Here is a 22,218-nt window from a genome sequence, read left to right on the forward strand (position 1 = left end):
GCCAGCACGCCGCGCAACCGCTATGCGCTCAGCGCCGGTGCCAAGGTTGCATTCCGCCCGGGCGTTTCGGCCTGGGGTGGGCTGGGCCTGATGCGTGGCGACAGCGGCTACCGCGAAGCCAGTGCGCAGCTGGGGATGTCCTACGCCTGGTAATCCATCCCACCCGTTGGCCGTACAGACAGGAACGCCGGGCACTGCCCGGCGTTCCTTTATCCTGGTGCGTATGGCTCAACCGAAGTGCTGGTAGCCACCCGCACCTGCATCGTCTCCGTCGCAGGCAACACCCTGCCCGTCGGTGATGGTGCCGATGCAGGTCAGCCGGAGCTGCAACTGCGCCGCCAGCGCCGCCAGCGCATCGCGCCGCGCAGGAGCCGCGGTGAAGCACAGCTCGTAATCGTCACCGCCGCGCAGCGCGCACTGGCGTGCGTCCGCGTCCGCGAACAGGCCGCGCAGGGCATCCGACAATGGCAGCGCGGTGGCATCGAGCTGCGCACCAAGACCGCTGCGTGCGCAGATGTGTCCCAGATCGGCGATCAGCCCGTCGGACACGTCTACGGCGGCATGCGCCAGCCCGACCAGCGCGCGGCCCAGGGCCACGCGCGGGGTAGGCCGTGCCAGGCGCAGGCGCAGGGCTTCCCACCGGGGATCGGCATGGGGCTGGCGCACGTCGAGCGTGCCGGCCTGCCACGCGCGCAGCGCGCCGGCCGCGTCGCCGGGTGTGCCGCTGACCCAGATGTCGTCGCCCGCCTGCGCTGCATCGCGACGCAGCGCGGTACCGGCCGGCACCTGGCCCATCGCGGTCACCGACAGCGACAGCGGGCCACGGGTGGTGTCGCCTCCGATCAGCACGATGTCGTGTGCGTCGGCCAGCGCGAAGAAGCCTTCGGCAAAGGCGTCGATCCAGTCCGTGGTGGCGTCGGGCAGCGACAGCGCCAACGTGCACCAGGCCGGGCGCGCGCCCATCGACGCCAGGTCGGAGAGGTTCACCGCCAGGGTCTTCCAGCCGATGTCGCCGGCCGGGGTCTCGGCAGGGAAATGCACGCCGCTGTTGAGGGTGTCGGCGGTCACCACGAGCTGCTCGCCAGCGCGCGGCTGCAGCAGCGCGGCATCGTCGCCGATGCCCAACACCACGTCCGCGCGCTCGCGGGTGCGGACGCGGATGCGGTTGATCAGGGCGAATTCGGCGAGCGACACGGGGTCAACCCCCGTTTTCGACCTTGCGCCATTCAACGGCGGCGCGGTCGAGCACGCCATTGACGTAGGTGTGGCCGTGTTCGGAGCCGAACCGCTTGGCCGATTCGATGGCCTCGTTGATCACCACGCGGTACGGCACATCCAGGCGGTAGCGCATTTCGTAGGCGGCCACGCGCAGCGCGGCGCGTTCGATGGCGTCCACTTCTTCGATGCCGCGATCCAGGTACGGGTCCAGCGCCTCGTCCAGGTCCTTGCGGTGGTCGAGCACGCCGTGGACCAAGGCTTCAAAGTACGCCAGGTCGGCGATCTCGCGGGCCTGTTCGTGGGCGAACTGGGCGATCACCGACTGCGCGTTGCCGCCGGAGATCTGCCAGGCATAGATCGCCTGCAGGGCACGACGGCGCGCGCGCGAACGCAGCACGGGGTCGATGCCATCACGGCGGACGGGCTTTCCGGAGGGCTTGCCCGGGGTCGACTTGTTCACGGCAACTGCTCCAGAAGATTGACCATTTCCAACGCCGTCAGTGCGGCTTCCTCACCTTTGTTGCCGTGGCTGCCGCCCGCGCGGGTATCGGCATCCTCGACACGTTCGACCGCCAGCACGCCATTGAGCACCGGCACGCCGAAATCCAGCTGCACGCGCATCAGGCCTTCGGCACAGCCGTCGGCCACGTGTTCGTAGTGGCGGGTATCGCCACGGATCACGCACCCCAGGGCGATGATGGCGGCATGTTCATGCGCGGCCGCCAGGCGGGCGGCCACCAGCGGCAGCTCCCACGCGCCCGGCACGCGGATCACGTCGATCGCTGCTTCCTCGATGCCGTTGCCAGCCAGGCTCTTGCGTGCACCGGCCACCAGCACATCGGTGATGCGGGCGTTCCAGCGGCTGGCGAGAATGGCGAAACGGGCCTTTTCCGGCGTCCGGAGGTCGCCTTCGTAGTGGCTCATGGTCGGCGTAGGGTCCATTTGATAGATGAATATTCTAACAGGCCCCGTAGAGCCGGGCTCTGCCCGGCTGACGCGGCTGTAGCGCCGGGCTCTGCCCGGCTGACGCGGCTGCAGTGCCAGGCGCTGCCCGGCTGACGCGGCAGCGAAGCCCGGCGCTACGGGGGCGTCAGGGCGCGACGGTCTCGACGACTTCCAGGCCGTAACCCGCCAGGCCGATCTGGCGGCGCGGGGTGCCCAGCACGCGCAGCTTGCCCAGGCCGAGGTCGGACAGGATCTGCGCGCCGGCACCGTTGCGGCGCCACTGGCTCACATCCTTGTCCTTGCCCGGGGTCAGCGGGGCCGGCTGCTGGCGCAGGCGGGCCAGCAGACCGTTGGTGTCGCGCGGGGCCGACAGCACCACCATCACGCCACGGTCGGCGGCGGCAATGGCGCGCAGGGCGTCGGTGGAGGCCACGCCGAAATCGTCGCGACGCCAGTGCAGCAGGTCGGCCAGCGGATTCTCCACCTGCACCCGGACCAGGGTCGGTTCGGCATCGACGGGGCCACGGACCAGGGCGAAATGCAGATCGTGGGCGATCCGGTCGCGGTAGGTGACCAGGGTGAACGGGCCGAACTCGGTGTCGATCGGGCGCTCATCAACGCGTTCGACGGTCTTCTCGGTGGCCAGACGGTAGGCGATCAGGTCGGCGATGGAGCCCATCTTCAGGCCGTGTTCGCGGGCGAACACCTCCAGCTCCGGCCGGCGCGCCATGCTCCCGTCCGGGTTGAGGATCTCCACCAGCACGCCGGCCGGTTCCAGCCCGGCCAGCATGGCCAGGTCCACGCCGGCCTCGGTGTGGCCGGCGCGGGTGAGCACGCCGCCCGGCTGGGCGATCAGCGGGAAGATGTGGCCCGGCTGGTGCAGGTCGGCCGGCCTGGCATCGGGCTTCACGGCCGTGCGGATGGTGTGGGCGCGGTCGTAGGCCGAAATACCGGTGGTGACGCCCTCGGCGGCCTCGATGCTCACCGTGAAGTTGGTCTGGAACTGCGCGGTGTTGGCCTGGACCATCGGGGCCAGGCCCAGGTCGGCGGCGCGCTCGCGGGTCAGCGGCAGGCACACCAGGCCGCGGCCGTGGGTCACCATGAAATTGATGTCCGAGGGCTTGACCAGCTCGGCGGCCATGATCAGGTCGCCTTCGTTCTCGCGGTCTTCGTCATCGACGATGACCACCATGCGGCCCAGGCGGATGTCCTCGAGGATTTCGGGGATGGGGGCGAAGTTCATGCGGCCTCTCCCTGTGCCTGCCCACGCTGGGCGGGCACGCTGATCAGCCGCTCCACATAGCGGGCGACCAGATCGATTTCCAGATTGACCGCACTGCCCACACCGGTCGCGGCGAACGCGGTATTGGCAACGGTATGCGGAATCAACGCGACTTCGAAGCCGGCGTCGTCCACGTCGTTGACCGTCAGGCTGACCCCGTCCACGCAGATCGAGCCTTTCCTGGCGATGTAGCGCAGCAGCGCGGCCGGCGCGGCAAAACGCCAGCGCTGGGCGCGGGCATCGTCGTGGATGGACAGGACCTGACCGAGGCCATCGACATGGCCGCTGACCAGATGGCCGCCAAGGCGGTCGGTCGGGCGCATCGCGCGTTCGAGATTGATCACCGCGCCATCGGCGAGCTGGCCGAGCGTGGTCAGGCCCAGTGTTTCGGTGGAGGCGTCGGCCTGGAAGGTGCTGGCGTCGAACGCGATCACGGTCAGGCACACGCCGTTGATGGCGATGCTCTCACCAAGCTGCACGGCGTCGAACGGCAGGCTGCCGACGTGGAAGGTGAAGCGGACGTCGCCGCCGAGGGTCTCGCGTGCGGCCACATGGCCGACGCCTTCGATGATTCCAGTAAACAAGTAACGTTCTCCGCGAAAAGTGAGCGAAAAACGCCGCAAGGCAAACAGGCGGGCGCAGGGCCGGCAAAGGCCCTGTAGCACCGTCTTCTTTCATCCGGACTATACCGTCGGCTCCGGCATCTGACCGGATCTGCTGACCTTCCAGCAGACCTGGAAGCGCTCGCGGGCTCGTGCTTGCGCACCTACCGCCGGTGGGGAATCGCACCCCGCCCTGAAGACGTTTGTGTACCGGCGAACCGGCCCGCGCATTGTACCAGCGAAGCCTGAGTGCTCGCTTTCTGTAAAAAACTTGTTAATATCCGCGCCGCGCGACACGACGTCGCTCCTGCCGCCGCCAAGAAGGTGGCGGCTGAAACGGACATCACCACCCGTGAGGATCTACCCATGCGCAAGACCCTGATTCTGGCCGCCCTGCTGGCTGCCACCCCGATCGCTGCCTCGGCTGCGGACGGCCTGAGCTACACCTACGCCGAAGCTGGCTGGACCCAGATCCAGGTCAACGACGACTACCTCAACGACCCGAAGGTGGACGGCGGCTACATCCGCGGCTCGTTCGCGATCGCCGAGCAGGTGCATGTCTTCGGCGCGTGGTCGACGGTCTCCAAGAAGTACAACTACGCCGATGGCAGCCTGAAGCTGGAACTGAACCAGCCGGAGCTGGGTATCGGTTACCACATGCCGATGAGCGACCGCGTCGACTTCACCGCCGACATCGCCTGGGTGCGCCAGAACGTGGAAGCCAAGTCGACCTACGACGGCTTTGGCACCGTGCGCGAGAAGGACCACACCAACGGCGGCCGCGCCAGCATGGGCGTGCGTGGCAAGCCCTCGCCGCGCACCGAAGCCTGGCTGAAGGCCGGCTACCTGGACGGCAGCGACATGGACGGCACCTGGATCGGCACCCTCGGCGGCCAGGTCAACTTCACCAAGGCCTGGGGCCTGGTCGGTGAAGTGCAGGCTTACGAAGACGTCACCCAGTACTCGGTGGGCGTGCGCGCGAGTTTCTGATCGGGCGGCGGCCTCCGGGTCGCGCCATGATCGAACGGGCCCCGAAAGGGGTCCGTTTTTTTTTGCCTGGCGGGCGCGCCCTCACTGCCGCAGCAGCAGGCGCAGGTCGTTGCCGAGCACGCGCTGGTCGATCACGCGCAGGCGGCGCTGCTGGTCCATCGCGTGAATGCACAGTCCGGACAGCAGCGGCCGCCCATGCTCGCCGAGCAGGATCGGCGCCTGGTAGAGCAGCAGTTCGTCGACCAGGCCGGCCTGTACCAGCGCGCCGGACAGGGTGGCGCCGGCTTCGGTATGCACCTCGTTGATCCCACGGTCGGCGAGCAGGGCCAGCACTGCGGCAAGATCGAGGCGACCGTTGTGGCTGGGCACGCTGGCAAACGCCGCATCGGCGGCATCGGGGGGGCTCACGGCTGCGTCGTGCAGGTACAGCGTGGGTGCCCCGCCCTCGCGCACGCGCGCGCACTCCAGCGAGCGCAGGCGCGCATCGAGCACCACGCGCAGCGGCGCGACGACCTCGGTGTCGGCCAGCCGCACGGTGAGCATCGGATCGTCGGCCAGCACCGTGCCGGCGCCGGTCAGAATCGCACCGGCGCGCGCGCGCCAGTGCTGTACGTCCTCGCGCGCGGCTGCACCGGTGATCCATTTGGAACTGCCGTCGGCCATTGCCGTACGGCCGTCCAGGCTGGCCGCCAGCTTGACCCGCAGCCACGGGCGACCGCGTTCGATGCGCGACAGGAAGCCGTGGTTGAGGTCGCGCGCCTGCGCGGCCATCAGCCCTTCGGCGACGTCGATGCCGGCCGCGCGCAGCAGGTCGAACCCACCGCCGTCGACCTTCGGAAACGGATCGCGCATCGCCGCCACCACACGGCCGATACCCGCCTCGATCAGCGCCAGTGCGCACGGCGGCGTGCGCCCGTAGTGGGCACAGGGCTCCAAGGTGACGTACGCGGTGGCCCCGCGTGCACGCTCACCCGCCTGGCGCAGCGCGAACACTTCCGCATGCGGGCCGCCGGTGCGCTGATGCCAGCCCTCGCCCACCACGTCGGCACTTTGCGCGATCACGCAGCCCACCATCGGGTTGGGCCGCGTGGTGTACGCGGCGCGCTCGGCCAGGCGCAGGGCATGCGCCATGTGCAGGTGGTCCAGTGCGGAGAAGTCGGTCATGGCAACGGTCATCGGCAGGCAAGCAGCCGCGATGGTAGCCCAGCCGGGCCGACGGCGAAGCGTGGGGGCTCAGCCCTTCTTCTTCTTGCCCAGTGCGATCACATCCCCGAGCAGTTGCAGCTGCTCGGTGCTGGAGGGCAGCTCGCGTTCGAGCTTCTCGATCTCCTCGCGGAAATCGGCCACGTCCTCGAAACTGCGATACACCGAGGCGAAGCGCACGTAGGCCACGTGGTCGAGCTTGCGCAGTTCGTTCATGACGAACTCGCCGACCTTGATCGACGGGATTTCGCGCTCGCCGCAGGTCCGCGCCTGCTGCATCACCGCGCGGACCGCCAGTTCGATCTTGTCTTCCGGCACCGGGCGCTTCTGCAGCGCGCGGTCGAAGCCGCTGCGCAGCTTGCGGGCGTCGAAGGCCTCGCGGCTGCCATCGCTCTTGATGATCGCCGGCAGCTTCAGTTCGATGGTTTCCAGGGTGCTGAAGCGCTCGTTGCAGGCCTCGCATTCGCGACGACGCCGGATCGTCGCGCCGTCTTCGGAGACGCGCGAATCGATCACACGGGTATCGGCATGCTGGCAGAACGGACAGTACATGGAACGCCTAGCTGGAGAAAAACGTCATGCCACGGTCATGGCAGCGTCGCAACGGTACCTGAGAAGAACCGGGGCGGCAAATACGCGTCTGTGCATCAGCTTGGCCCCTCCGATCGGCGCAACCACACCAGGTGTGCGCTGGGCACCAGCAGCAGCGGGCCAAACACCAGATACCCCAGCACCTGCCAGCGTCCCACGGCCCCGGCGTACAGGAGGACGAGCAGCAGGCCGCCCGCCGCCAGTGCCCCCATCGCCAGACCGGCCCACGGGAGGGTCCCGGCCCGACGCAGCCCGTCGCGGCCGCGCCGGAGATACCGGGCGCTCAGCCACAGCCAGGCCAGCAGGCCGAGCAGACCGGCGCCGCCCCAGAGCAGCAGCAGACCGCCCTCGTTGCCCGCGAGCAGAAAACCGCGATGTACATCGACATGGCGCAGGCCCTGGACCCCAGCCACGCCGCAGGCCACCACGGTTGGCAGCCCCAGCAGCCCGCACTGGAGCGCGTACAGACGCCGGTGGACGCCATCGCGCATGACCGGCCCACCTCGCGACCTGGCTCTCATGCCTGCGTCTGGCCCGACCAGCGCATCCATGCCAGTTGTGCGCTCGGCACCAGCAACGGCGGACCGGCGGTCAGATAACCGAGCACCTCCCAGCCGCCCTGGGGGAGAAGGCGCATGACGACCACCAGCACACTCAGCGCGCCGATGACGCCGCAGGCAATGCCGATCCAGCCCAGCGGGCTGCTGCGGCGCAGGCCCTCGCGGCCGTGCCGCAGGTACACGCCGCTCAGCCACAGCCAGCCCAGCAGACCGAGAATGCCCGACAGGCCCCAGGCCAGCAGCGCCAGGCTTTCGAGGGTGCCCATGTAGCTGTTGCGGGAGAAAAAGACGATGACCGCTAGCACCGACAAGGTGCCGCCGACGGCCAGCGTGGGCAGGCCCAGCAGCAGAGCCACCACCGCATAAGTGCGACGTTGCGCGATGTCATTCATCCGTGGTCAGCGTCCGTGCGGGGGGCGTGTGTTTGGCATCAGGCCGGGCGCGCGCGGCCAGGGCCGCGGCGGGCACCGCCAGCAGCAGGCCGGCCAGCACCAGTGCGACGGTCTGCCGCCCGCCGTCCTGCCAGTGCCAGAGCAGCGTGGCCAGAACGAACAGGCCGGTGAGCAGCCCCAGCAGCAGGCCGATCCACGGCACCACCCCGGCGCGGCGCAGCCCCTCTCGACCACGCCGGAGGTAGGCCACGCTCAGCCACAACCAGCCGGCCGGTGCGGCTGCGCCAGCCAAGCCGAACGCCAGCGTCAGCAGGCGCTCGGAAAGACCCATGTAGTGCGGTCCGAACACTGACAGGACGATGCCGAACAGCGCCAGGGCGCCGCCCCCGGCCAGGCCGGGGACGCCGAACGCGAGGGCCAGGATCGCGTAGCGTCGCTGCGCGCGGCCCTCGCCCATCTCACCCGTAGACCGGGTACTTGCGGCACTGCGCGCTGACCGCCTCGCGCACGCGGGCGATCACCGCCTCGTCCGCCGGGGCGTCGAGCACGTCGGCGATCCAGTTGGCCAGGTCCACACAGTCCTGTTCGACATAGCCGCGGGTGGTGACCGCCGGGGTGCCCAGGCGCAGGCCCGAGGTCACGAACGCCGAACGCGGGTCGTTGGGCACGGAGTTCTTGTTGACGGTGATGTGGGCCTTGCCCAGTGCGGCTTCCGCGTCCTTGCCGGAGACGTCCTTGCCGATCATGTCCACCAGCATCAGGTGGTTCCGGGTACCGCCGGAAACGATCTTGTAGCCACGCGCGATCAGCGTGGTGGCCATCGCCTGGGCGTTCTTGACCACCTGCTGCTGGTAGGTCTTGAAGCCCGGTTCCAGCGCTTCCTTGAACGCCACGGCCTTGCCGGCGATGACGTGCATCAGCGGACCGCCCTGGATGCCCGGGAACACGATCGACTGCAGCTTCTTGACCAGGTCCTCGTTTGCCCCCTTGGCGATGATGATGCCGCCGCGCGGGCCGCGCAGGGTCTTGTGGGTGGTCGAGGTGACCACATGCGCGTGCGGCAGCGGGCTCGGGTACACCCCGGCGGCAACCAGGCCGGCGACGTGCGCCATGTCCACGAACAGGTACGCACCGACCTGGTCGGCGATGGCGCGGAAGCGCGCCCAGTCCACCACCTGCGAATAGGCCGAGAAGCCGGCCACGACCATCTTCGGCTTGTGCTCCAGGGCCAGGCGCTCGACTTCGTCGTAGTCGATCAGGCCCTGCTCGTCCACGCCGTACTGCACGGCGTTGAACAGCTTGCCCGAGGCGTTGACCTTGGCGCCGTGGGTCAGGTGGCCGCCGTGGGCCAGCGACATGCCCAGAATGGTGTCGCCCGGCTGCAGCAGCGCGAAGTAGACGGCCTGGTTGGCCTGCGAACCGCTGTGCGGCTGCACGTTGGCGTAGTCGGCATCGAACAGCTGCTTGAGGCGGTCAATGGCCAGCTGCTCGGCGATGTCCACATACTCGCAGCCACCGTAGTAGCGCTTGCCCGGATAGCCTTCGGCGTACTTGTTGGTCAGCTGGCTGCCCTGGGCCTCCATCACGGCCGGGCTGGTGTAGTTCTCGCTGGCGATCAGCTCGACGTGGTCTTCCTGGCGCTGGGTTTCGGCGGCGATGGCCTTGGCCAGTTCGGGATCGTAGGTTTCGATGCGGACGTCACGCGGGAACATCGGTTACTCCAGGCAGGCAGAGGGGGTACAGCGCGAGCTCTGGATTGTAGTCCCCGCGACGCGGGGTGACCAATCGTGTCGACCGCCCCCAGAACGACGGACGGCGCCCGCGAGGGCGCCGTCCTGGGTGGCGAGGCCGTGGCTGGCCTTACCGGTTGTTGATCACGTAGTCGGCGATGATGCCGGTGGCGATGGCCACCAGCAGCAGATTGCCACGGTCGTCGCGGATCCAGTGGTGGTCGCGGGGCGGACGGCGCACCGAGTAGCGGCTGTAGTCGTTGACCACGTAGACCGGGCCACCGTAGTACTCGCGGTAGCGATGGCCACGCGCCCAGCCGTAGGAGCCGTAGCCGGGTGCCGGGCGGTAGACCACGCGCGGCGGGGGCGCCGGGCGGTAGTAGCCACGGTTGTCGTAATAGCGACGGTCGTGGCGGGCTTCGCGGCGGTCATCGCGCCACTCCCGGCGGTCATGGCGGCGGTCGTGGCGATCATCATGACGGTCGTAACGGTCATGGCGGTCGTGACCACGGCCGCGATGGTCGTTGTCGGCGAAGGCCGGTGCAACCGCGCCCAGGGCCAGCAGCGAGGCCACGGCCCCGACCACAATTCGATTCATGCGCATGACGGGCCTCGCTCGAGTGGATGGATGATTACATCATGCTGACCGGATCTGAACGGTTTCCGGCTGGAAACGGTTTCCATTTCAAGGGCTTTGACGACCCGTTCAGGCGGCGGCAAGCCCCACCCTCCCGGGCCGGCCGGCGGTTGTCACCGCTTCCCGCTATAATCGGGGGTATTCCTTTACATCTGTTCCTGTTCCCAACGGAACGGGCGCAGGGTTGCGCCTTCGGAGACCACATGTCCTCGCAATACATCTACACCATGAACCGCGTCAGCAAGGTGGTCCCGCCCAAGCGGCAGATCATCAAGGACATCTCGCTGTCGTTCTTCCCGGGTGCCAAGATCGGCCTGCTGGGCCTGAACGGCGCCGGCAAGTCGACGGTGCTGAAGATCATGGCCGGCGTGGATACCGACTTCGAGGGCGAAGCCCGCCCGCAGGCCGGCATCAAGGTCGGCTATCTGGCCCAGGAACCGGAGCTGGACCCCAACAAGACCGTGCGTGAAGCGGTCGAGGAAGGCGTGGGCGAAGTGCTGCAGGCGCAGGCCGCGCTGGACGCGGTCTACCTGGCCTATGCCGAGGAAGGCGCCGATTTCGACAAGCTGGCCAAGGAACAGGAGCGCCTGGAGGCGATCCTCGCCGCCGGCGACGCGCACACCCTGGAAAACCAGCTGGACGTGGCCGCCGACGCACTGCGCCTGCCGCCGTGGGATGCCATCGTGGGCAAGCTGTCCGGCGGTGAAAAGCGCCGCGTGGCACTGTGCCGCCTGCTGCTGCAGAAGCCGGACATGCTGCTGCTCGACGAACCGACCAACCACCTGGACGCCGAGTCCGTGGAATGGCTGGAGCAGTTCCTGGCGCGCTACACCGGCACCGTGGTGGCAGTGACCCATGACCGTTACTTCCTGGACAACGCCGCCGAGTGGATCCTGGAACTGGACCGCGGCCGCGGCATTCCGTGGAAGGGCAACTACACCGACTGGCTGATGCAGAAGGACGAGCGCCTGAAGCAGGAAGACAACCAGGAAAAGGCCCGCCAGAAGGCGATCCAGAAGGAGCTGGAGTGGTCGCGCCAGAACGCCAAGGGTGGCCGCACCAAGGGCAAGGCCCGTCTGGCCCGCCTGGAAGAGCTGCAGTCGGTTGATTACCAGAAGCGCAACGAGACCAACGAAATCTTCATCCCGCCGGGCGAGCGCCTGGGCAACTCGGTGATGGAGTTCAAGAACGTGTCCAAGAAGTTCGGCGACCGTCTGCTGTTCGACGACCTGAACTTCCTGGTCCCGGCCGGCGCGATCGTGGGCATCATCGGCCCCAACGGTGCGGGCAAGTCGACCCTGTTCAAGATGATCACCGGCCAGGAAAAGCCGGACTCCGGCGAAATCGTGGTCGGCCCGACCGTGCAGCTGTCCTACGTGGACCAGAGCCGCGACGCGTTGGAAGGCAACCACAACGTCTTCCAGGAAATCGCCGGCGGTCTGGACATCCTCAACATCAACGGCGTGGAAATCCAGTCGCGCGCGTACATCGGCCGCTTCAACTTCAAGGGCCAGGACCAGCAGAAGCTGGTCGGTTCGCTGTCCGGTGGTGAGCGTGGTCGCCTGCACATGGCCAAGACCCTGCTGCAGGGGGGCAACGTGCTGCTGCTCGACGAACCGTCCAACGATCTGGACATCGAAACGCTGCGTGCGCTGGAAGATGCGCTGCTGGAATTCCCGGGCAACACCTTCGTCATTTCGCATGACCGCTGGTTCCTGGATCGCATCGCGACCCACATCCTGGCGTTCGAAGGCAATTCGCACGTGGAGTTCTTCCAGGGCAACTACCGCGAATACGAAGAAGACAAGCGCCGCCGCATGGGCGACGACGCCGCCCCGAAGCGCCTGCGCTTCAAGGCGCTGAAGTAAGAGAAAAGAACGGCCGCGCTCTGCGCGGCCGTTCTGCTTTGAGGTAGGCCACGGTCGTAGGTCGTAGGTCGTAGGGCAAGGTCAACTGCAGCGCTTCAGTTTTTGCGGGCTGGGGAGGCCGACGGGCAGCCCCTTACGGGACACGCCGTAAACCCATCCTTGGGGGCTTGGCAAAAACATCCATGTTTTTGACAGTCCCTACAGGGGCCACCCGCCGGCCTCCCCCGATAGATCGCGTGCGCCGCGGTTGGGTCTGAATTCCCGTGGCCACCGACATGCTGTCGGAGGGCCGGCGGGTGTGGGGGTACGGGACCGTAGAAAACATGGATGTTTTCTACGAGCCTACATGGACGTATTCACGGCGTGTCCCGTACCCCCGCACCCGCCGGCCCTAACCCACAGTTGCACCAGACGAAGGCTCTTGGCTTCGCTAAATATCCAACGAAGAAAACCAACACCCGTGGACCCAAGCCATGAACCTGTTTGAACGCCTGTTCCAGCTCCAGCAGCACGGCACCACCGTGCGCACCGAACTGCTGGCCGGGCTGACCACCTTCCTGACGATGTCCTACATCGTCTTCGTCAACCCCGACATCCTGTCCACCACCGGCATGGATCCGGGCGCGGTATTCGTCGCCACCTGCCTGGCCGCCGCGCTCGGCTCGCTGGTGATGGCGTTCGCCGCCAACTTCCCGGTCGGCATGGCACCGGGCATGGGCCTGAACGCCTTCTTCGCCTTTACCGTGGTCGGTGCGGCCGGGCTGCCGTGGCAGCAGGCGCTGGCGGCCGTTTTCATTTCCGGGCTGGTGTTTCTGGTGCTGTCGCTCACCGGCGTGCGCGCCTGGCTGGTGGCGGGCATCCCCGCGTCGCTGCGCGCGGCCATCGTCGCCGGCATTGGTCTGTTCCTGGCGATCATCGCCCTGCAGAAATCCGGCGTGATCATCGCCAACACCGACACCCTCGTCGCGCTCGGGCCCCTCAACACCGCACCGCCCCTGCTCGCGCTGGCCGGCTTCCTGTTGATCGCCATCCTCGAAGCGCGGCGCGTGCGGGGCGCGATCCTGATCGGCATTCTCGCGGTCACCGGCGCGGCTTGGCTGCTGGGTGACGTGCAGTTCCACGGCGTGGTGTCGCTGCCGCCGAGCCTGGCCCCCACCTTCCTGCAGCTGGACCTGCCCGGCCTGCTGCACCACGACGGCGGTGCGCCGATCGCTGTGCTGCTGCAGGTGGTGCTGGTGTTCGTGCTGGTGGAGGTGTTCGATGCCACCGGCACCCTGTACGGCGTGGTGGGACGCGCGGGGCTGCTCAAACTGCCGGGCGCACAGAAGCGCTTCGGCCGCGCCCTGCTCGCTGACAGCACCGCCATTGTTGCCGGCTCGCTGCTGGGCACCAGCAGCACAACCGCCTTCGCTGAAAGCGCCTCCGGCGTGCAGGCGGGCGGGCGCACCGGCCTGACCGCGCTGGTGGTGGCGGCCCTGTTCCTGGCCGCGCTGCTGTTCTCGCCGCTGGCGGCGATGGTGCCCGGCTACGCCACCGCCCCTGCCCTGCTGTTCGTTGCCGGCCTGATGCTGCGCGAACTGGTCGATGTGGAATGGGGTGACCTGACCGAATCGGTTCCGGCGGCCCTGTGCGCGTTGGCGATGCCGTTCACCTACTCCATCGCCAATGGCCTGGCGTTCGGTTTCATCGCCTATGCCGTGCTCAAGGCCGGCACCGGGCGCTGGCGCGACGTGCACCCGGCGGTATGGCTGGTGGCCGGGTTGTTCGTACTGCGCTACGCGCTGGAATAAACGCGGTTCACCCCTCGGCAACGCGGCTCTGGGATGATGCGTGCATGACCGATGTCCGCCAGCCCACCGATCTGTCGTCCCCGCTGCGCCGGCGCCTGCTGCGCGCAGCGCTGCTCGCGCCTGCGGCCGCCGCACTGGCGACCTTGCCCGGGTGTTCGACCCCGCCGCATTTCGACGGCAGCTTCATCCAGCCCTGGCGCAGCCACCTGGACCTCACCGCACAGGACTGGCAACGGCACATGGTGCTGGCCCGGCAGCTTGGCTGCCGCCAGATCGTGGTGCAGTGGGCGGGGCTGTACGGCAGCGGCGGCGACGCCGACTGGGATGTGCCCGATCCGGTGATGCAGCTGATCTTTTCCACCGCCGCGGCGGAAGGGTTGCAGGTGCGCGTCGGGCTGCCGTATCACAGCGGCTGGTGGAAGGCGTTGCAGGCAGCAGATCCGGCCGCGCTGGATGCGTTTCTCGCACTCACCCTGGACCACGCCCGCCGCTACCTGCAACGGGCGCCGTGGGCGCGGCAGGCCAATTTTTCCGGCTGGTACCTGCCCTACGAACTGGAACAGTTCCACTGGGCGCAGGACGACCGCCAGCAGCGGCTGTGCACCTGGCTGGCCGCGCTGAGCGCGGCGGCGAAAGCAGGTACGCCGCACGTCACCGCCATTTCCACGTATTTCAGCCGGCTGCCCACCACCGGATCGCTGGCGCAGCTGTGGACCCGCATCCTGGAACAGGCGCCGCTGCGGCCGATGGTGCAGGACGGCGTCGGCGTGGCTGGCCTGGACAACCTGGACGGCGTCGATCCGCTGCTGGCGCTGCTGCGCGCGCGCAACGTCGACTTCGACGTGGTGGTGGAACTGTTCGAGGAACTGGCCAGCTCGCCCGCCGACGGCAGCCATTTCCAGGCACAGACCGCCGACGCCGCCCGCATCGCCAAGCAGCTGGCGTGGGCCGAGCGCAGCGGCGCGGCCGGCGTGTTCGCCTTCGCGCTGGACCCGTGGCTGTCGCAGGACACCCCGCGCGCGCAGGCGTTGCGCCGGCGCTGGCGTACCAGCGCGCCATAGCGCGCGCTAGAGCGCGCGCCCGATGATCTCGCGCAGGATTTCGCTGGTGCCGCCAAAGATGCGCAGCGCGCGCGCGTCGGCCCAAGCGCGGCCGATACCGTATTCGCTGCTGTAACCGTAGCCACCGTGCAACTGCAGCAGATCGTCCAGAACCTGCCCCTGCAGTTCGGTGGCATTGAGCTTGGCCATCGCCGCGCGGGTCGCGTCCAGCCGCCCCTCCATCTGCTCGCCCAGACACTGGTCCAGGAAGGTGCGCAGCATCGCCAGCCGTGCCGCCGCATCGGCGAGCACGAACCGGGTGTTCTGGTGGTCGATCAGGAACCGGCCGAAGGCCTTGCGCTGGCGCACGTAGGCCACCGTTTCGGCCAGCATGCCCTCGGCCGATGCCGCCGCACGCAGCGCGATCGCCAGGCGTTCGGCCGCCAGCTGTTCGCCGAGATAGTCGAACCCGCGCTGTTCCTCGCCGAGCAGGTGCGATACCGGCACTTCCACGTCCTGGAAGAAGAGCTCGGTGGTGTCCTGCGCGTGCTGGCCGATCTTGGCCATCGGCGCGCTGCGGGTGATACCGGGCAGATGCGCGTCCACGCACAGCAGAGTGAGCCCGCGCGCGCCCAGTTCCGGCGCGACCGTCGCCACCACCACCACGACATCGGCATGGGCGCCGTTGGTGATCCAGGTCTTCTGGCCGTTCAGTACGTAGTGGTCGCCACGGCGCTCGGCGCGGGTGCGGATCGCTTTGAGATCGCTGCCGGCGCCGGGCTCGGTCATCGCGATGGCGCCGATCGCCTCGCCACGCGCCATCGCCGGCAACCACGCATCACGCAGCGCATCGCTGCCGTACTGCATCAGATACGGCGCGACCATGTCCGAGTGAATCGAGAAGCCGATACCCAGATAATTGGCGCGCGCCAGCTCCTCGATCACACAGGCGGCGTGCCCGTAATCACCGCCCACCCCATACGGATCGGGCAATTGGCAGTTGAGCAGCCCGGCCTCGCCCGCCTCGCGCCACAGCGAACGCGGCGTGATGCCGTCGCGCTCCCATTGCGCGTAGTGCGGCGCGATATGCGCGTCGATGAAGCGCTGCACCTGGTCGCGGAACAGGGTGTGGTCATCGCGGAAAATGGAACGCGCATGCATGGATCAGCGCCCCACCGGATCGGTCCCGCTGAGCTGGCCCTGCAGGACAGGCGCACTGGCGCTGCCGGTCAGGAACAGGCTGTAGTGGTCGCCGGGCTGCAACGAGGGCAGCGCCACCGGCAGGCTGTCCTTGCCGCCGCAGCCGGCGACCAGTCGCGCCTTGACCGGATTGATGGCGCGCGCGCTGCTGGCGCCGGCGGCGACCGCCGGGAACACCACCGCCCCCTTGTCGGCCATCGCCAGCCGCGCCTGCGCGCAGCCCGTGGCCAGGTTGTAGAAGCGGATTTCCGCCTTGAGCGCATCGCTGCTGCCCCCGCCGTCGGCCAGCACGGCCAACGGCCGCGACGGCGTTGCCGGGTCCAGCACCAGCGTGGTGAAGGTACCCGCGGCGACCTGCCCCTGCGTGCGCGGCTTGCCGGCCACACGGACCGGGAACGGTTTGCCGCCTTCGACGATCGCATAGCGCGTGGCGCGCGTGGCCGGGCCGATGCTCTGGTCGGCACCGTTGCCGACAGCAACCTTCAGCGCGGTCGCGCCGGGATTGAGCACGCGCACGAATGCCGAACCGGCGGGCGGTCGCGCCGCATACAACTGCGCAAGGCGGCCTTCCGGCGCGCCCTGCTGCGCGTTCGCGGCCACGGGGGAGCACGCCAGCAGGGCGGCGGCGAGCAGGGTCAGCGGCATCTTCATCGTTTGGGTTCCTGGCTGCGGAGCGTCCGCGCCAATGCGTAGCGCTGCTCCAGTTGTTTGCGATCGACCTTGTTGGTGGCGCCGGTGGGCAACGCGTCCACGGCAATCAGTTCGGAGGGGATCATGTAAGGCGGCATGCGCCGGCCAAGCTGGTCCTTCCAGTCCTGCAGGGCCTCGGGCAAGGGCTGCACCGCGCCTTCGCCCGGCTGGGTGAGCTCGACGAAACCGATCATGCGCACCAGGCTGCCGTCGGGGCGGCGCAGCACCACCGCCGCACCCGCAACAACGCCCTCCAGCGTGGACAGCGCCGCATCCACTTCGGCCAGTTCGATGCGGTAGCCGTTGAGCTTGATCTGGTCGTCCTTGCGGCCGCGGAAGTACACCCGGCCCTGCGCATCGAGATCGCCGAGGTCGCCGCTGCGGTAGGCACGCTTGCCGTTGTGTTCGAACAGCACGCCCTGATCGAGATCGGGTCGGTCGAGATAGCCCCGCATCACGTGGTCGCCGGCCATGCAGATTTCGCCGTCGTCCAGGAAGACTTCGGCATACGGCTTGGCCACGCCGATCGGGAACGGATTGGGGGCGGCGGCGCGCAGCCCGGCATCGATCTCCACCCAGGTGGTGGAACAGGTTGCCTCGGTGGGGCCGTAGGAGTTGATGATGCGCGCCTGCGGGAACCGCGCCCACAGTTCCTCGGCCACGCGCGGGGTCAGCGACTCGGCGCCGAACACGAACACACGCAGCGACGGCAGCTGGGCGGCGGTGAAACGCGGGTTGAGCATCTGCTGGCGAACGAACGACGGTGTGGAGGCCCACACCGCGACATCGGACTGGCGCAGGTGGTCGACAAAGCGTTCGCTGTCGGCGATCACCTCACGCGGACAGAGTACGCAGCAGCCGCCGAGACCCAGCGCGCCGCACAGATCGAACAACGAGAAATCGAAGCTGAAGAGCATCTGGTTGAGGAACGCCGGTGCCTCCCCCAACGCCAGGCAGTCCCGGATCCAGCCGGTGAACAGCGCCACGCTGTCGCGGCCGATCTGCACGCCCTTCGGATCACCGGTGCTGCCGGAGGTGAACATGATGTAGGCCAGCCCTGGCACGGTCAGCGCGCGTGGCGCGGCAGCACCGGGGCCGAACGTATCGGCGGCCGCATCGTAGACCGCAACGGCATGCACCAGCCCGGTGATGCGCTGCAGGCGCGCCGGCGGATTGATGGTATCCACCGGCACGTAGGTCACGCCCATCTGCAGGCAGCCGAGCATGGCCACAACGAAGGCGGCCTGCTTGTGGCCGGAAATCACCAGGGCATGCCCGGGCAGCACGCCGGCCGCCTGCGCCCGGGTCATCCAGGCCTGGGTGGCCCTCTCCAGCTCCGCCCAGTCCATCACCCCGTCGGCATCGTGCAGGGCCGCCGCGTGCGGGGCGTGCGCGTGATCGACGAAGCGGCCGTGGTCGAAATCGAATCGCATGCGGTCGGCTCCTGCGGAAGGTGGGCGGCTCAGCGCTGGTGCGCGGCCACGTAGTCGGCCAGCACCTGCACCGAATCGACCAGCGCGTCGATCTCATCGACCGGCAGGGTGACACCCAGGCGGTCCTTGACCTCGACCATCAGCTGCACCTTGGACATGGAGTCGAACAGCGACTCCATGTACTCGTCGGGCTGCACGCGGGTGCCGATCACCGACTCGACGATGTCGATCAGCTGGGTCTGGAGGGTCTGGATATCCATGTGGTTCACCTTGTCAGAACTGGAAGTAGAGGAAACGCGATTCTTTGTGCAGGCTCATCAGGCACAACCCGAGCAGAACCAGCATCACCAGCAGCCACCGCAGGGTGGGCTGCCAGCGCATCCACGCACGCGGCGCCGGATTCGGCTTGGCCAGCGAAGGCGAGTACACGCCCATGATCTGGTGTGCGTTGGGGGTGCCCCACACGATTGCCAGCAGCACCACGATATACACGAACTGCAGGTGATGCCCGATCAGCAGGCGCGCACCGTCGGCCAGGCCCAGTCCGGCCGCATGGGAAACGCTCTCGAGCGCTTCCCAGCCCCGCACGCCGGCCATGCCCTGCACCAGCTGCCAGGCATCACCCACGCCGTCGGCGCGGAAGAACGCCTGCGCCACCAGGACCGCGCCGAAGGTCAGCAGCAGGTAGCCCACGTGCTGCAGCCTGCTCACCTTGCGCAGCGCCACCGGCGTGCGCCCGCCGACGAACACGCGCCAGGCGTGGTTGATCGCCAGGTAGCCCGCATGCAGCAGGCCGAAGATCAGGAACTGCAGGCCGGCGCCGTGCCAGATGCCCGCCAGGCCCATTGCCCATACCGTGGGCAGCACGATCATCGACAGGAAGCCACCGGCCGAGGCTACCGCGGTGGGGCCGGTCGGGCGGCCGTGGCGGGTGCGCCAACGGGTCACCGCCATCGCCACCGGGTAGTACAGGTAGGCGGTGATGTAGCGGGTCAGCGTCATGTGCCAGCGCGCCCAGAAGTCGATCACGCTGGTCGCCTTGTACGGCGAATTGAAGTTGAGCGGGAAGCGGATGCCGAACATGCGCGCCAGGCCGAGCGCCATGTCCGAGTAACCGGAGAAGTCGAAATACAGCTGCAGTGCGTAGCTCAGCGCCGTGGCCCACGCGCCCCAGAACTGCACGCTGCCGGTCTCGGCGAATCCGGCGTCGGCATACGGGGCGATGGTGTCGGCCAGCAGCACCTTTTTGGCCAGGCCGATCACAAACAGCATGCCGCCCACCGACAGGTTGTCGGCCTGGAAGCGGTAGGTCTCGCGCTTGCTGAACTGCGGCATCATCTCCTTGTGATGGAGGATCGGGCCGGCGATCAGATGCGGGAAGAAGGTCACAAACAGCACATAGCTGAGCGGGCTGCGGTCATTGACCACGCCGGCGCGGCAGTCGAGCAGATAACCGATCTGGGTGAAGGTGAAGAAGGAGATGCCCAGCGGCAGGATCAACGCGTCCATCGGGCCGACGTTGAAGCCCATCTCGCCGACGAAATTCACCATCGCCGCGAAATACTTGTAGTGGAACAGCAGCAACAGGTCGGCCGCCACGCCCAGCGCGGTGACCAGCACCTGCAGGCGCGGGCGCGTGGCCAGTGACAGGATCGCCAGGCTGACCAGATAGTTGAATACGATGGAGCCGGCCAGCAGCACCACGAACTGCGGGTTCCACCAGCCGTAGAACACGATCGAGGCCACGCACAACCACAGCGCGGCCATCCGCGGCTTCCAGGCACCGAGCAGATAGTGGATGCCCAGTGCGATCGGAAGGAACACCAGCAGGAACAGGAAGGAGTTGAAAAGCATCGTCGTTCGGCGCTCAGTCGATCTCGGCCAGCGTCGCCTGCTCACCGTCGGTCAACGGCAAGGACAGGGCCATTTCGGAGTATTCCCAGATCACCAGTTTCAGGCTGGACGGCCATTGCGCCCGCTGCGGCAGCGCGGCCAGCAATGCGCCGGAGAACTGGCCGCCATCCAGGCTCTGGTTCCACACTTCACGCCCCAGCGCGTTGCCGAGGCGTTCGGCGAACAGGCTGCGGCGGCCGTTGGAACTGCCCAGCAGCAGCACCTCCACCGGCGGGGTGTCATCGAGCAGTCCACCGCTGCGCAGCGGTTCGATCACCTGCACAGGCTCGCGGTCCAGTGCCGGCCGCCAGCGTGGCGGCGCATGCTCCAGCCCGGCCAGCACGATGAGGTCGCCCATGCGCGGCTGGGCCGGGCCCGGGGCGCCCACCTCGAACGCCTGCTGTCCGCGACCGCCCAGCAACGGCAGGGCGGACGCGGCGACCGCATCGGCGGCGCGCTGCGCGCCGATCCGGTTCATGTGCACGTCGGTGCGGAAGAACACCGGTTCGGATGCGTCCTGCAGCACCGGCAGCAGGTCGGTGGACGGCACGCCGGCGGCGGCGAGCGCCTGCTGCCACTGCCCCAGGCGCGCGCGCATCGGCGCGGAATGGCGCAGGCCGCAGGTGTGGGACGCCTCAATCCGCGATTTGTCCGGCACCACCACCACCAGCAGTTGCACGCCCTGCGCCTTGAGCTGCTGCGACCAGTGCTGCATCAGGCGCGTACGCTGGGCGAAGACGGCATCGCCGGTACCGGCCGGCGGGCGCAGCCCATCGCGGTAGAACAGCCAGTCCGGGCAGCCCAACGCCACCTGCGGACCGGTGTCGCCCAGAAAGCGGTAGCGCACGGCGGCACTGGCCAGATCGGCCTGCGCCTGTATGGGCAGCTTCAGCGCGTCGTTGATCGCGCGTCCGGCTTCGCCATCGGCCCAGCGCGCCGGCGCCAGTGAGGCCGCCGGCAGTCTGGCGTGGGCCAGCATCCAGGCGCCGGACGCCAGGCCGAACACGAGCAGCACGATCACCACCACAGCGGTGGCGATGTGCGCACGGGCCGGCGCGGCCGGTGGCAGGGGCGCGGGTGCGCCGGGGCGGGCACTCATCGGATCACTGTCCCAGGGCTTTGAGCAGGCGCGCCTGCCACTGCTGCGGCGTCATGATCGAGGCGTTGTCCCACTGGCCACGCGCGTCCGGGCCCTGCACGTAGGAGGGCTCGAACATCTGCCATACCAGCACCTGCGGCTTGTGCTGCTTGAACTCGGGCGATTCCAGGTACTCCAGCAGCATCACCCAGTGACCCACGTTGCCGGGCTTCCAGTTCACCGACACCGGCCGGTCGAGCACATTGGACAGCTTCTGCGGGAACCCGAAGTACGGCTGCACCATGCTGTGTCCGGTCACGTGCACGGGCGCGGGCGCGTCATCCAGCAGCGACTGCTGGTCGGACTGGCGTCGCACGGTGAAGGTGTCGCGACCGATGGCCTTGCGCTGTGCGTCGGTGAGGAACAGCTCGGCCAGATCGCCGAAGCGGCGCTCCTTGATCTCGCTGCCCAGCGCCATGCCGGTGCCGGCCTCGCCAGCGAGCGTGGGCACCTGCTGCCGCACCTGGGCAGCCACGGCCACGGCCACCGCATCGGCGGCGGCCTGGGTCCAGTGCTGATCGCTGCGGTAGAACACGTCCTGCCCGCCCTGCTTGGTCTGGCGCAGCACCTGCAGCGCGTCCACCGCCGGCACGCCCGCCTTCTCCAGGCCGTCGTGCACCAGCGCATAGCGCCCCCGCACCGCATCCCCCAGCCGTTTGCCGTCGGGCAGCCTGTCCTCGTAGAACAGCGCCTTGTCCGGCAGCACCAGCACCTCCAGTTTGACGCCGGCGGCGTCCAGGGCGCGCTTGGCATCGGCGATCAGTGCGGTGTTGCGGGCGATGGCCGGCGCATCCACGTCGGTCAGGCTGCCCCAGGCCGGGAACAACCAGCCGTCCTTGCCGATCAGCACGATCGAGGAATCCTGGTTGGCCGCGGCGGGGGCCGGCGCTGCGGCCGGCGCCTGGGCAACTGCCGGGGCCGTTGCCAGCAACGTGGCGCACAAGGCGGCCGGCAGCAGCAGCGCCGAACGGATCGGCGGCGTGGGGCGATGGGGTCGGGTCATCGTCGATTCCTTT

Annotated in this window: 23 protein-coding genes and 1 riboswitch; of the genes, 4 read left to right on the top strand and 19 right to left on the bottom strand. The window is 68.3% G+C overall.

The genetic code is table 11. The features are described from left to right. Positions 1-228 precede the first annotated feature (228 nt). From thiL to ACPEH1_RS14040, 5 genes are all read right to left on the bottom strand, one after another. On the bottom strand, positions 229-1,194 hold the full coding sequence (thiL, locus tag ACPEH1_RS14020; protein ID WP_229296511.1) for a thiamine-phosphate kinase: 966 nt from the start codon (positions 1,192-1,194) through the stop codon (positions 229-231). Positions 1,195-1,198: 4 nt separating this feature from the next. Then, on the bottom strand, positions 1,199-1,678 hold the full coding sequence (gene nusB, locus ACPEH1_RS14025; protein ID WP_017356154.1) for a transcription antitermination factor NusB: 480 nt from the start codon (positions 1,676-1,678) through the stop codon (positions 1,199-1,201). Beyond that, positions 1,675-2,142: a 6,7-dimethyl-8-ribityllumazine synthase gene (gene ribH, locus ACPEH1_RS14030; RefSeq protein WP_017356153.1), complete on the bottom strand. Its 468-nt coding sequence runs from the start codon at positions 2,140-2,142 to the stop codon at positions 1,675-1,677. Before ribH ends, nusB begins: the two co-directional genes overlap by 4 nt. A gap of 166 nt (positions 2,143-2,308) precedes the next feature. Next, complete coding sequence (gene ribB / locus ACPEH1_RS14035) at positions 2,309-3,406, bottom strand: 3,4-dihydroxy-2-butanone-4-phosphate synthase (RefSeq protein WP_017356152.1); 1,098 nt, start codon at positions 3,404-3,406, stop codon at positions 2,309-2,311. Next, positions 3,403-4,029, bottom strand: a complete 627-nt coding sequence (locus tag ACPEH1_RS14040; RefSeq protein WP_017356151.1) for a riboflavin synthase — start codon at positions 4,027-4,029, stop codon at positions 3,403-3,405. Before ACPEH1_RS14040 ends, ribB begins: the two co-directional genes overlap by 4 nt. 78 nt (positions 4,030-4,107) lie before the next feature. Continuing rightward, a riboswitch (FMN riboswitch) is annotated at positions 4,108-4,252 on the bottom strand. Positions 4,253-4,413: 161 nt separating this feature from the next. Here ACPEH1_RS14040 and ACPEH1_RS14045 point away from each other — a divergent pair. Beyond that, positions 4,414-5,037, top strand: a complete 624-nt coding sequence (locus ACPEH1_RS14045) for an autotransporter outer membrane beta-barrel domain-containing protein (RefSeq protein WP_017356150.1) — start codon at positions 4,414-4,416, stop codon at positions 5,035-5,037. Positions 5,038-5,118: 81 nt separating this feature from the next. Here ACPEH1_RS14045 and ribD read toward each other — a convergent pair whose 3' ends face one another. From ribD to ACPEH1_RS14080, 7 genes are all read right to left on the bottom strand, one after another. Continuing rightward, on the bottom strand, positions 5,119-6,201 hold the full coding sequence (gene ribD / locus ACPEH1_RS14050) for a bifunctional diaminohydroxyphosphoribosylaminopyrimidine deaminase/5-amino-6-(5-phosphoribosylamino)uracil reductase RibD (RefSeq protein ID WP_423715951.1): 1,083 nt from the start codon (positions 6,199-6,201) through the stop codon (positions 5,119-5,121). A 69-nt stretch (positions 6,202-6,270) separates the two neighbouring features. Next, entirely contained in the window at positions 6,271-6,792 is a 522-nt protein-coding gene (gene nrdR, locus ACPEH1_RS14055) for a transcriptional regulator NrdR (RefSeq protein ID WP_017356148.1), read from the bottom strand. A gap of 95 nt (positions 6,793-6,887) precedes the next feature. Then, entirely contained in the window at positions 6,888-7,322 is a 435-nt protein-coding gene (locus tag ACPEH1_RS14060; RefSeq protein ID WP_017356147.1) for a hypothetical protein, read from the bottom strand. 26 nt (positions 7,323-7,348) lie between these two features. Continuing rightward, positions 7,349-7,783 carry a hypothetical protein gene (locus tag ACPEH1_RS14065; RefSeq protein ID WP_017356146.1) on the bottom strand — a complete coding sequence of 145 codons (435 nt, stop codon included), beginning with the start codon at positions 7,781-7,783 and terminating at the stop codon, positions 7,349-7,351. Next, positions 7,776-8,240 (bottom strand): hypothetical protein, encoded by a 465-nt coding sequence (locus ACPEH1_RS14070; RefSeq protein WP_153164910.1) that lies wholly within the window; start codon positions 8,238-8,240, stop codon positions 7,776-7,778. The genes ACPEH1_RS14065 and ACPEH1_RS14070 overlap by 8 nt, the downstream gene beginning before the upstream one ends. A gap of 1 nt (position 8,241) precedes the next feature. Continuing rightward, a complete protein-coding gene (glyA, locus tag ACPEH1_RS14075; RefSeq protein WP_423715952.1) occupies positions 8,242-9,495 on the bottom strand; it encodes a serine hydroxymethyltransferase in 1,254 nt (417 codons plus the stop codon). A gap of 148 nt (positions 9,496-9,643) precedes the next feature. Then, positions 9,644-10,117 carry an RcnB family protein gene (locus ACPEH1_RS14080; protein WP_136003653.1) on the bottom strand — a complete coding sequence of 158 codons (474 nt, stop codon included), beginning with the start codon at positions 10,115-10,117 and terminating at the stop codon, positions 9,644-9,646. A 236-nt stretch (positions 10,118-10,353) separates the two neighbouring features. On the opposite strand from ACPEH1_RS14080, the gene ettA reads away from it, so the two are divergent. From ettA to ACPEH1_RS14095, 3 genes are all read left to right on the top strand, one after another. Then, complete coding sequence (gene ettA, locus ACPEH1_RS14085) at positions 10,354-12,018, top strand: energy-dependent translational throttle protein EttA (protein ID WP_017356142.1); 1,665 nt, start codon at positions 10,354-10,356, stop codon at positions 12,016-12,018. A 473-nt stretch (positions 12,019-12,491) separates the two neighbouring features. Beyond that, positions 12,492-13,808 carry an NCS2 family permease gene (locus ACPEH1_RS14090; RefSeq protein ID WP_153164911.1) on the top strand — a complete coding sequence of 439 codons (1,317 nt, stop codon included), beginning with the start codon at positions 12,492-12,494 and terminating at the stop codon, positions 13,806-13,808. Positions 13,809-13,852: 44 nt separating this feature from the next. After that, positions 13,853-14,869 (top strand): DUF4434 domain-containing protein, encoded by a 1,017-nt coding sequence (locus tag ACPEH1_RS14095; RefSeq protein WP_313241873.1) that lies wholly within the window; start codon positions 13,853-13,855, stop codon positions 14,867-14,869. A 6-nt stretch (positions 14,870-14,875) separates the two neighbouring features. Here the strand turns inward: ACPEH1_RS14095 and ACPEH1_RS14100 are convergent, their stop codons facing one another. The 7 genes from ACPEH1_RS14100 to ACPEH1_RS14130 are packed head-to-tail and all read right to left on the bottom strand — an operon-like array spanning position 14,876 to position 22,205. Continuing rightward, positions 14,876-16,009, bottom strand: a complete 1,134-nt coding sequence (locus ACPEH1_RS14100) for an acyl-CoA dehydrogenase family protein (RefSeq protein WP_017357453.1) — start codon at positions 16,007-16,009, stop codon at positions 14,876-14,878. Between the two features lie 3 nt (positions 16,010-16,012). After that, positions 16,013-16,699 carry an alginate O-acetyltransferase AlgF gene (locus ACPEH1_RS14105; protein ID WP_136003646.1) on the bottom strand — a complete coding sequence of 229 codons (687 nt, stop codon included), beginning with the start codon at positions 16,697-16,699 and terminating at the stop codon, positions 16,013-16,015. Beyond that, entirely contained in the window at positions 16,696-18,171 is a 1,476-nt protein-coding gene (locus tag ACPEH1_RS14110; RefSeq protein WP_136003644.1) for an AMP-binding protein, read from the bottom strand. Before ACPEH1_RS14110 ends, ACPEH1_RS14105 begins: the two co-directional genes overlap by 4 nt. Before the next feature lie 29 nt (positions 18,172-18,200). Then, the gene (locus ACPEH1_RS14115; RefSeq protein WP_017357450.1) at positions 18,201-18,431 is read right to left on the bottom strand and encodes an acyl carrier protein; all 231 of its coding nucleotides are present in this window, start codon (positions 18,429-18,431) and stop codon (positions 18,201-18,203) included. Positions 18,432-18,444: 13 nt separating this feature from the next. Then, positions 18,445-20,025: an MBOAT family O-acyltransferase gene (locus ACPEH1_RS14120; protein WP_017357449.1), complete on the bottom strand. Its 1,581-nt coding sequence runs from the start codon at positions 20,023-20,025 to the stop codon at positions 18,445-18,447. 13 nt (positions 20,026-20,038) lie between these two features. Continuing rightward, positions 20,039-21,163: an alginate O-acetyltransferase AlgX-related protein gene (locus ACPEH1_RS14125; RefSeq protein ID WP_423715953.1), complete on the bottom strand. Its 1,125-nt coding sequence runs from the start codon at positions 21,161-21,163 to the stop codon at positions 20,039-20,041. Positions 21,164-21,167: 4 nt separating this feature from the next. Next, on the bottom strand, positions 21,168-22,205 hold the full coding sequence (locus tag ACPEH1_RS14130; protein ID WP_423715954.1) for an alginate O-acetyltransferase AlgX-related protein: 1,038 nt from the start codon (positions 22,203-22,205) through the stop codon (positions 21,168-21,170). Positions 22,206-22,218 lie beyond the last annotated feature (13 nt).

It is taken from the genome of Stenotrophomonas sp. NPDC077421 (genome assembly GCF_049545505.1).
Lineage (GTDB): Bacteria > Pseudomonadota > Gammaproteobacteria > Xanthomonadales > Xanthomonadaceae > Stenotrophomonas > Stenotrophomonas nematodicola.

What these genes read in the sequence shown, in the direction of transcription:
- ribH (WP_017356153.1), bottom strand. Translation starts at nt 2,142, where the DNA reads ATGAGCCACTACGAAGGCGACCTCCGGACGCCGGAAAAGGCCCGTTTC.
- ribB (WP_017356152.1), bottom strand. Translation starts at nt 3,406, where the DNA reads ATGAACTTCGCCCCCATCCCCGAAATCCTCGAGGACATCCGCCTGGGC.
- ACPEH1_RS14045 (WP_017356150.1), top strand. Translation starts at nt 4,414, where the DNA reads ATGCGCAAGACCCTGATTCTGGCCGCCCTGCTGGCTGCCACCCCGATC.
- ribD (WP_423715951.1), bottom strand. Translation starts at nt 6,201, where the DNA reads ATGACCGACTTCTCCGCACTGGACCACCTGCACATGGCGCATGCCCTG.
- nrdR (WP_017356148.1), bottom strand. Translation starts at nt 6,792, where the DNA reads ATGTACTGTCCGTTCTGCCAGCATGCCGATACCCGTGTGATCGATTCG.
- ACPEH1_RS14060 (WP_017356147.1), bottom strand. Translation starts at nt 7,322, where the DNA reads ATGCGCGATGGCGTCCACCGGCGTCTGTACGCGCTCCAGTGCGGGCTG.
- ACPEH1_RS14065 (WP_017356146.1), bottom strand. Translation starts at nt 7,783, where the DNA reads ATGAATGACATCGCGCAACGTCGCACTTATGCGGTGGTGGCTCTGCTG.
- ACPEH1_RS14070 (WP_153164910.1), bottom strand. Translation starts at nt 8,240, where the DNA reads ATGGGCGAGGGCCGCGCGCAGCGACGCTACGCGATCCTGGCCCTCGCG.
- glyA (WP_423715952.1), bottom strand. Translation starts at nt 9,495, where the DNA reads ATGTTCCCGCGTGACGTCCGCATCGAAACCTACGATCCCGAACTGGCC.
- ACPEH1_RS14080 (WP_136003653.1), bottom strand. Translation starts at nt 10,117, where the DNA reads ATGCGCATGAATCGAATTGTGGTCGGGGCCGTGGCCTCGCTGCTGGCC.
- ettA (WP_017356142.1), top strand. Translation starts at nt 10,354, where the DNA reads ATGTCCTCGCAATACATCTACACCATGAACCGCGTCAGCAAGGTGGTC.
- ACPEH1_RS14090 (WP_153164911.1), top strand. Translation starts at nt 12,492, where the DNA reads ATGAACCTGTTTGAACGCCTGTTCCAGCTCCAGCAGCACGGCACCACC.
- ACPEH1_RS14095 (WP_313241873.1), top strand. Translation starts at nt 13,853, where the DNA reads ATGACCGATGTCCGCCAGCCCACCGATCTGTCGTCCCCGCTGCGCCGG.
- ACPEH1_RS14100 (WP_017357453.1), bottom strand. Translation starts at nt 16,009, where the DNA reads ATGCATGCGCGTTCCATTTTCCGCGATGACCACACCCTGTTCCGCGAC.
- ACPEH1_RS14105 (WP_136003646.1), bottom strand. Translation starts at nt 16,699, where the DNA reads ATGAAGATGCCGCTGACCCTGCTCGCCGCCGCCCTGCTGGCGTGCTCC.
- ACPEH1_RS14110 (WP_136003644.1), bottom strand. Translation starts at nt 18,171, where the DNA reads ATGCGATTCGATTTCGACCACGGCCGCTTCGTCGATCACGCGCACGCC.
- ACPEH1_RS14115 (WP_017357450.1), bottom strand. Translation starts at nt 18,431, where the DNA reads ATGGATATCCAGACCCTCCAGACCCAGCTGATCGACATCGTCGAGTCG.
- ACPEH1_RS14120 (WP_017357449.1), bottom strand. Translation starts at nt 20,025, where the DNA reads ATGCTTTTCAACTCCTTCCTGTTCCTGCTGGTGTTCCTTCCGATCGCA.
- ACPEH1_RS14125 (WP_423715953.1), bottom strand. Translation starts at nt 21,163, where the DNA reads ATGAGTGCCCGCCCCGGCGCACCCGCGCCCCTGCCACCGGCCGCGCCG.
- ACPEH1_RS14130 (WP_423715954.1), bottom strand. Translation starts at nt 22,205, where the DNA reads ATGACCCGACCCCATCGCCCCACGCCGCCGATCCGTTCGGCGCTGCTG.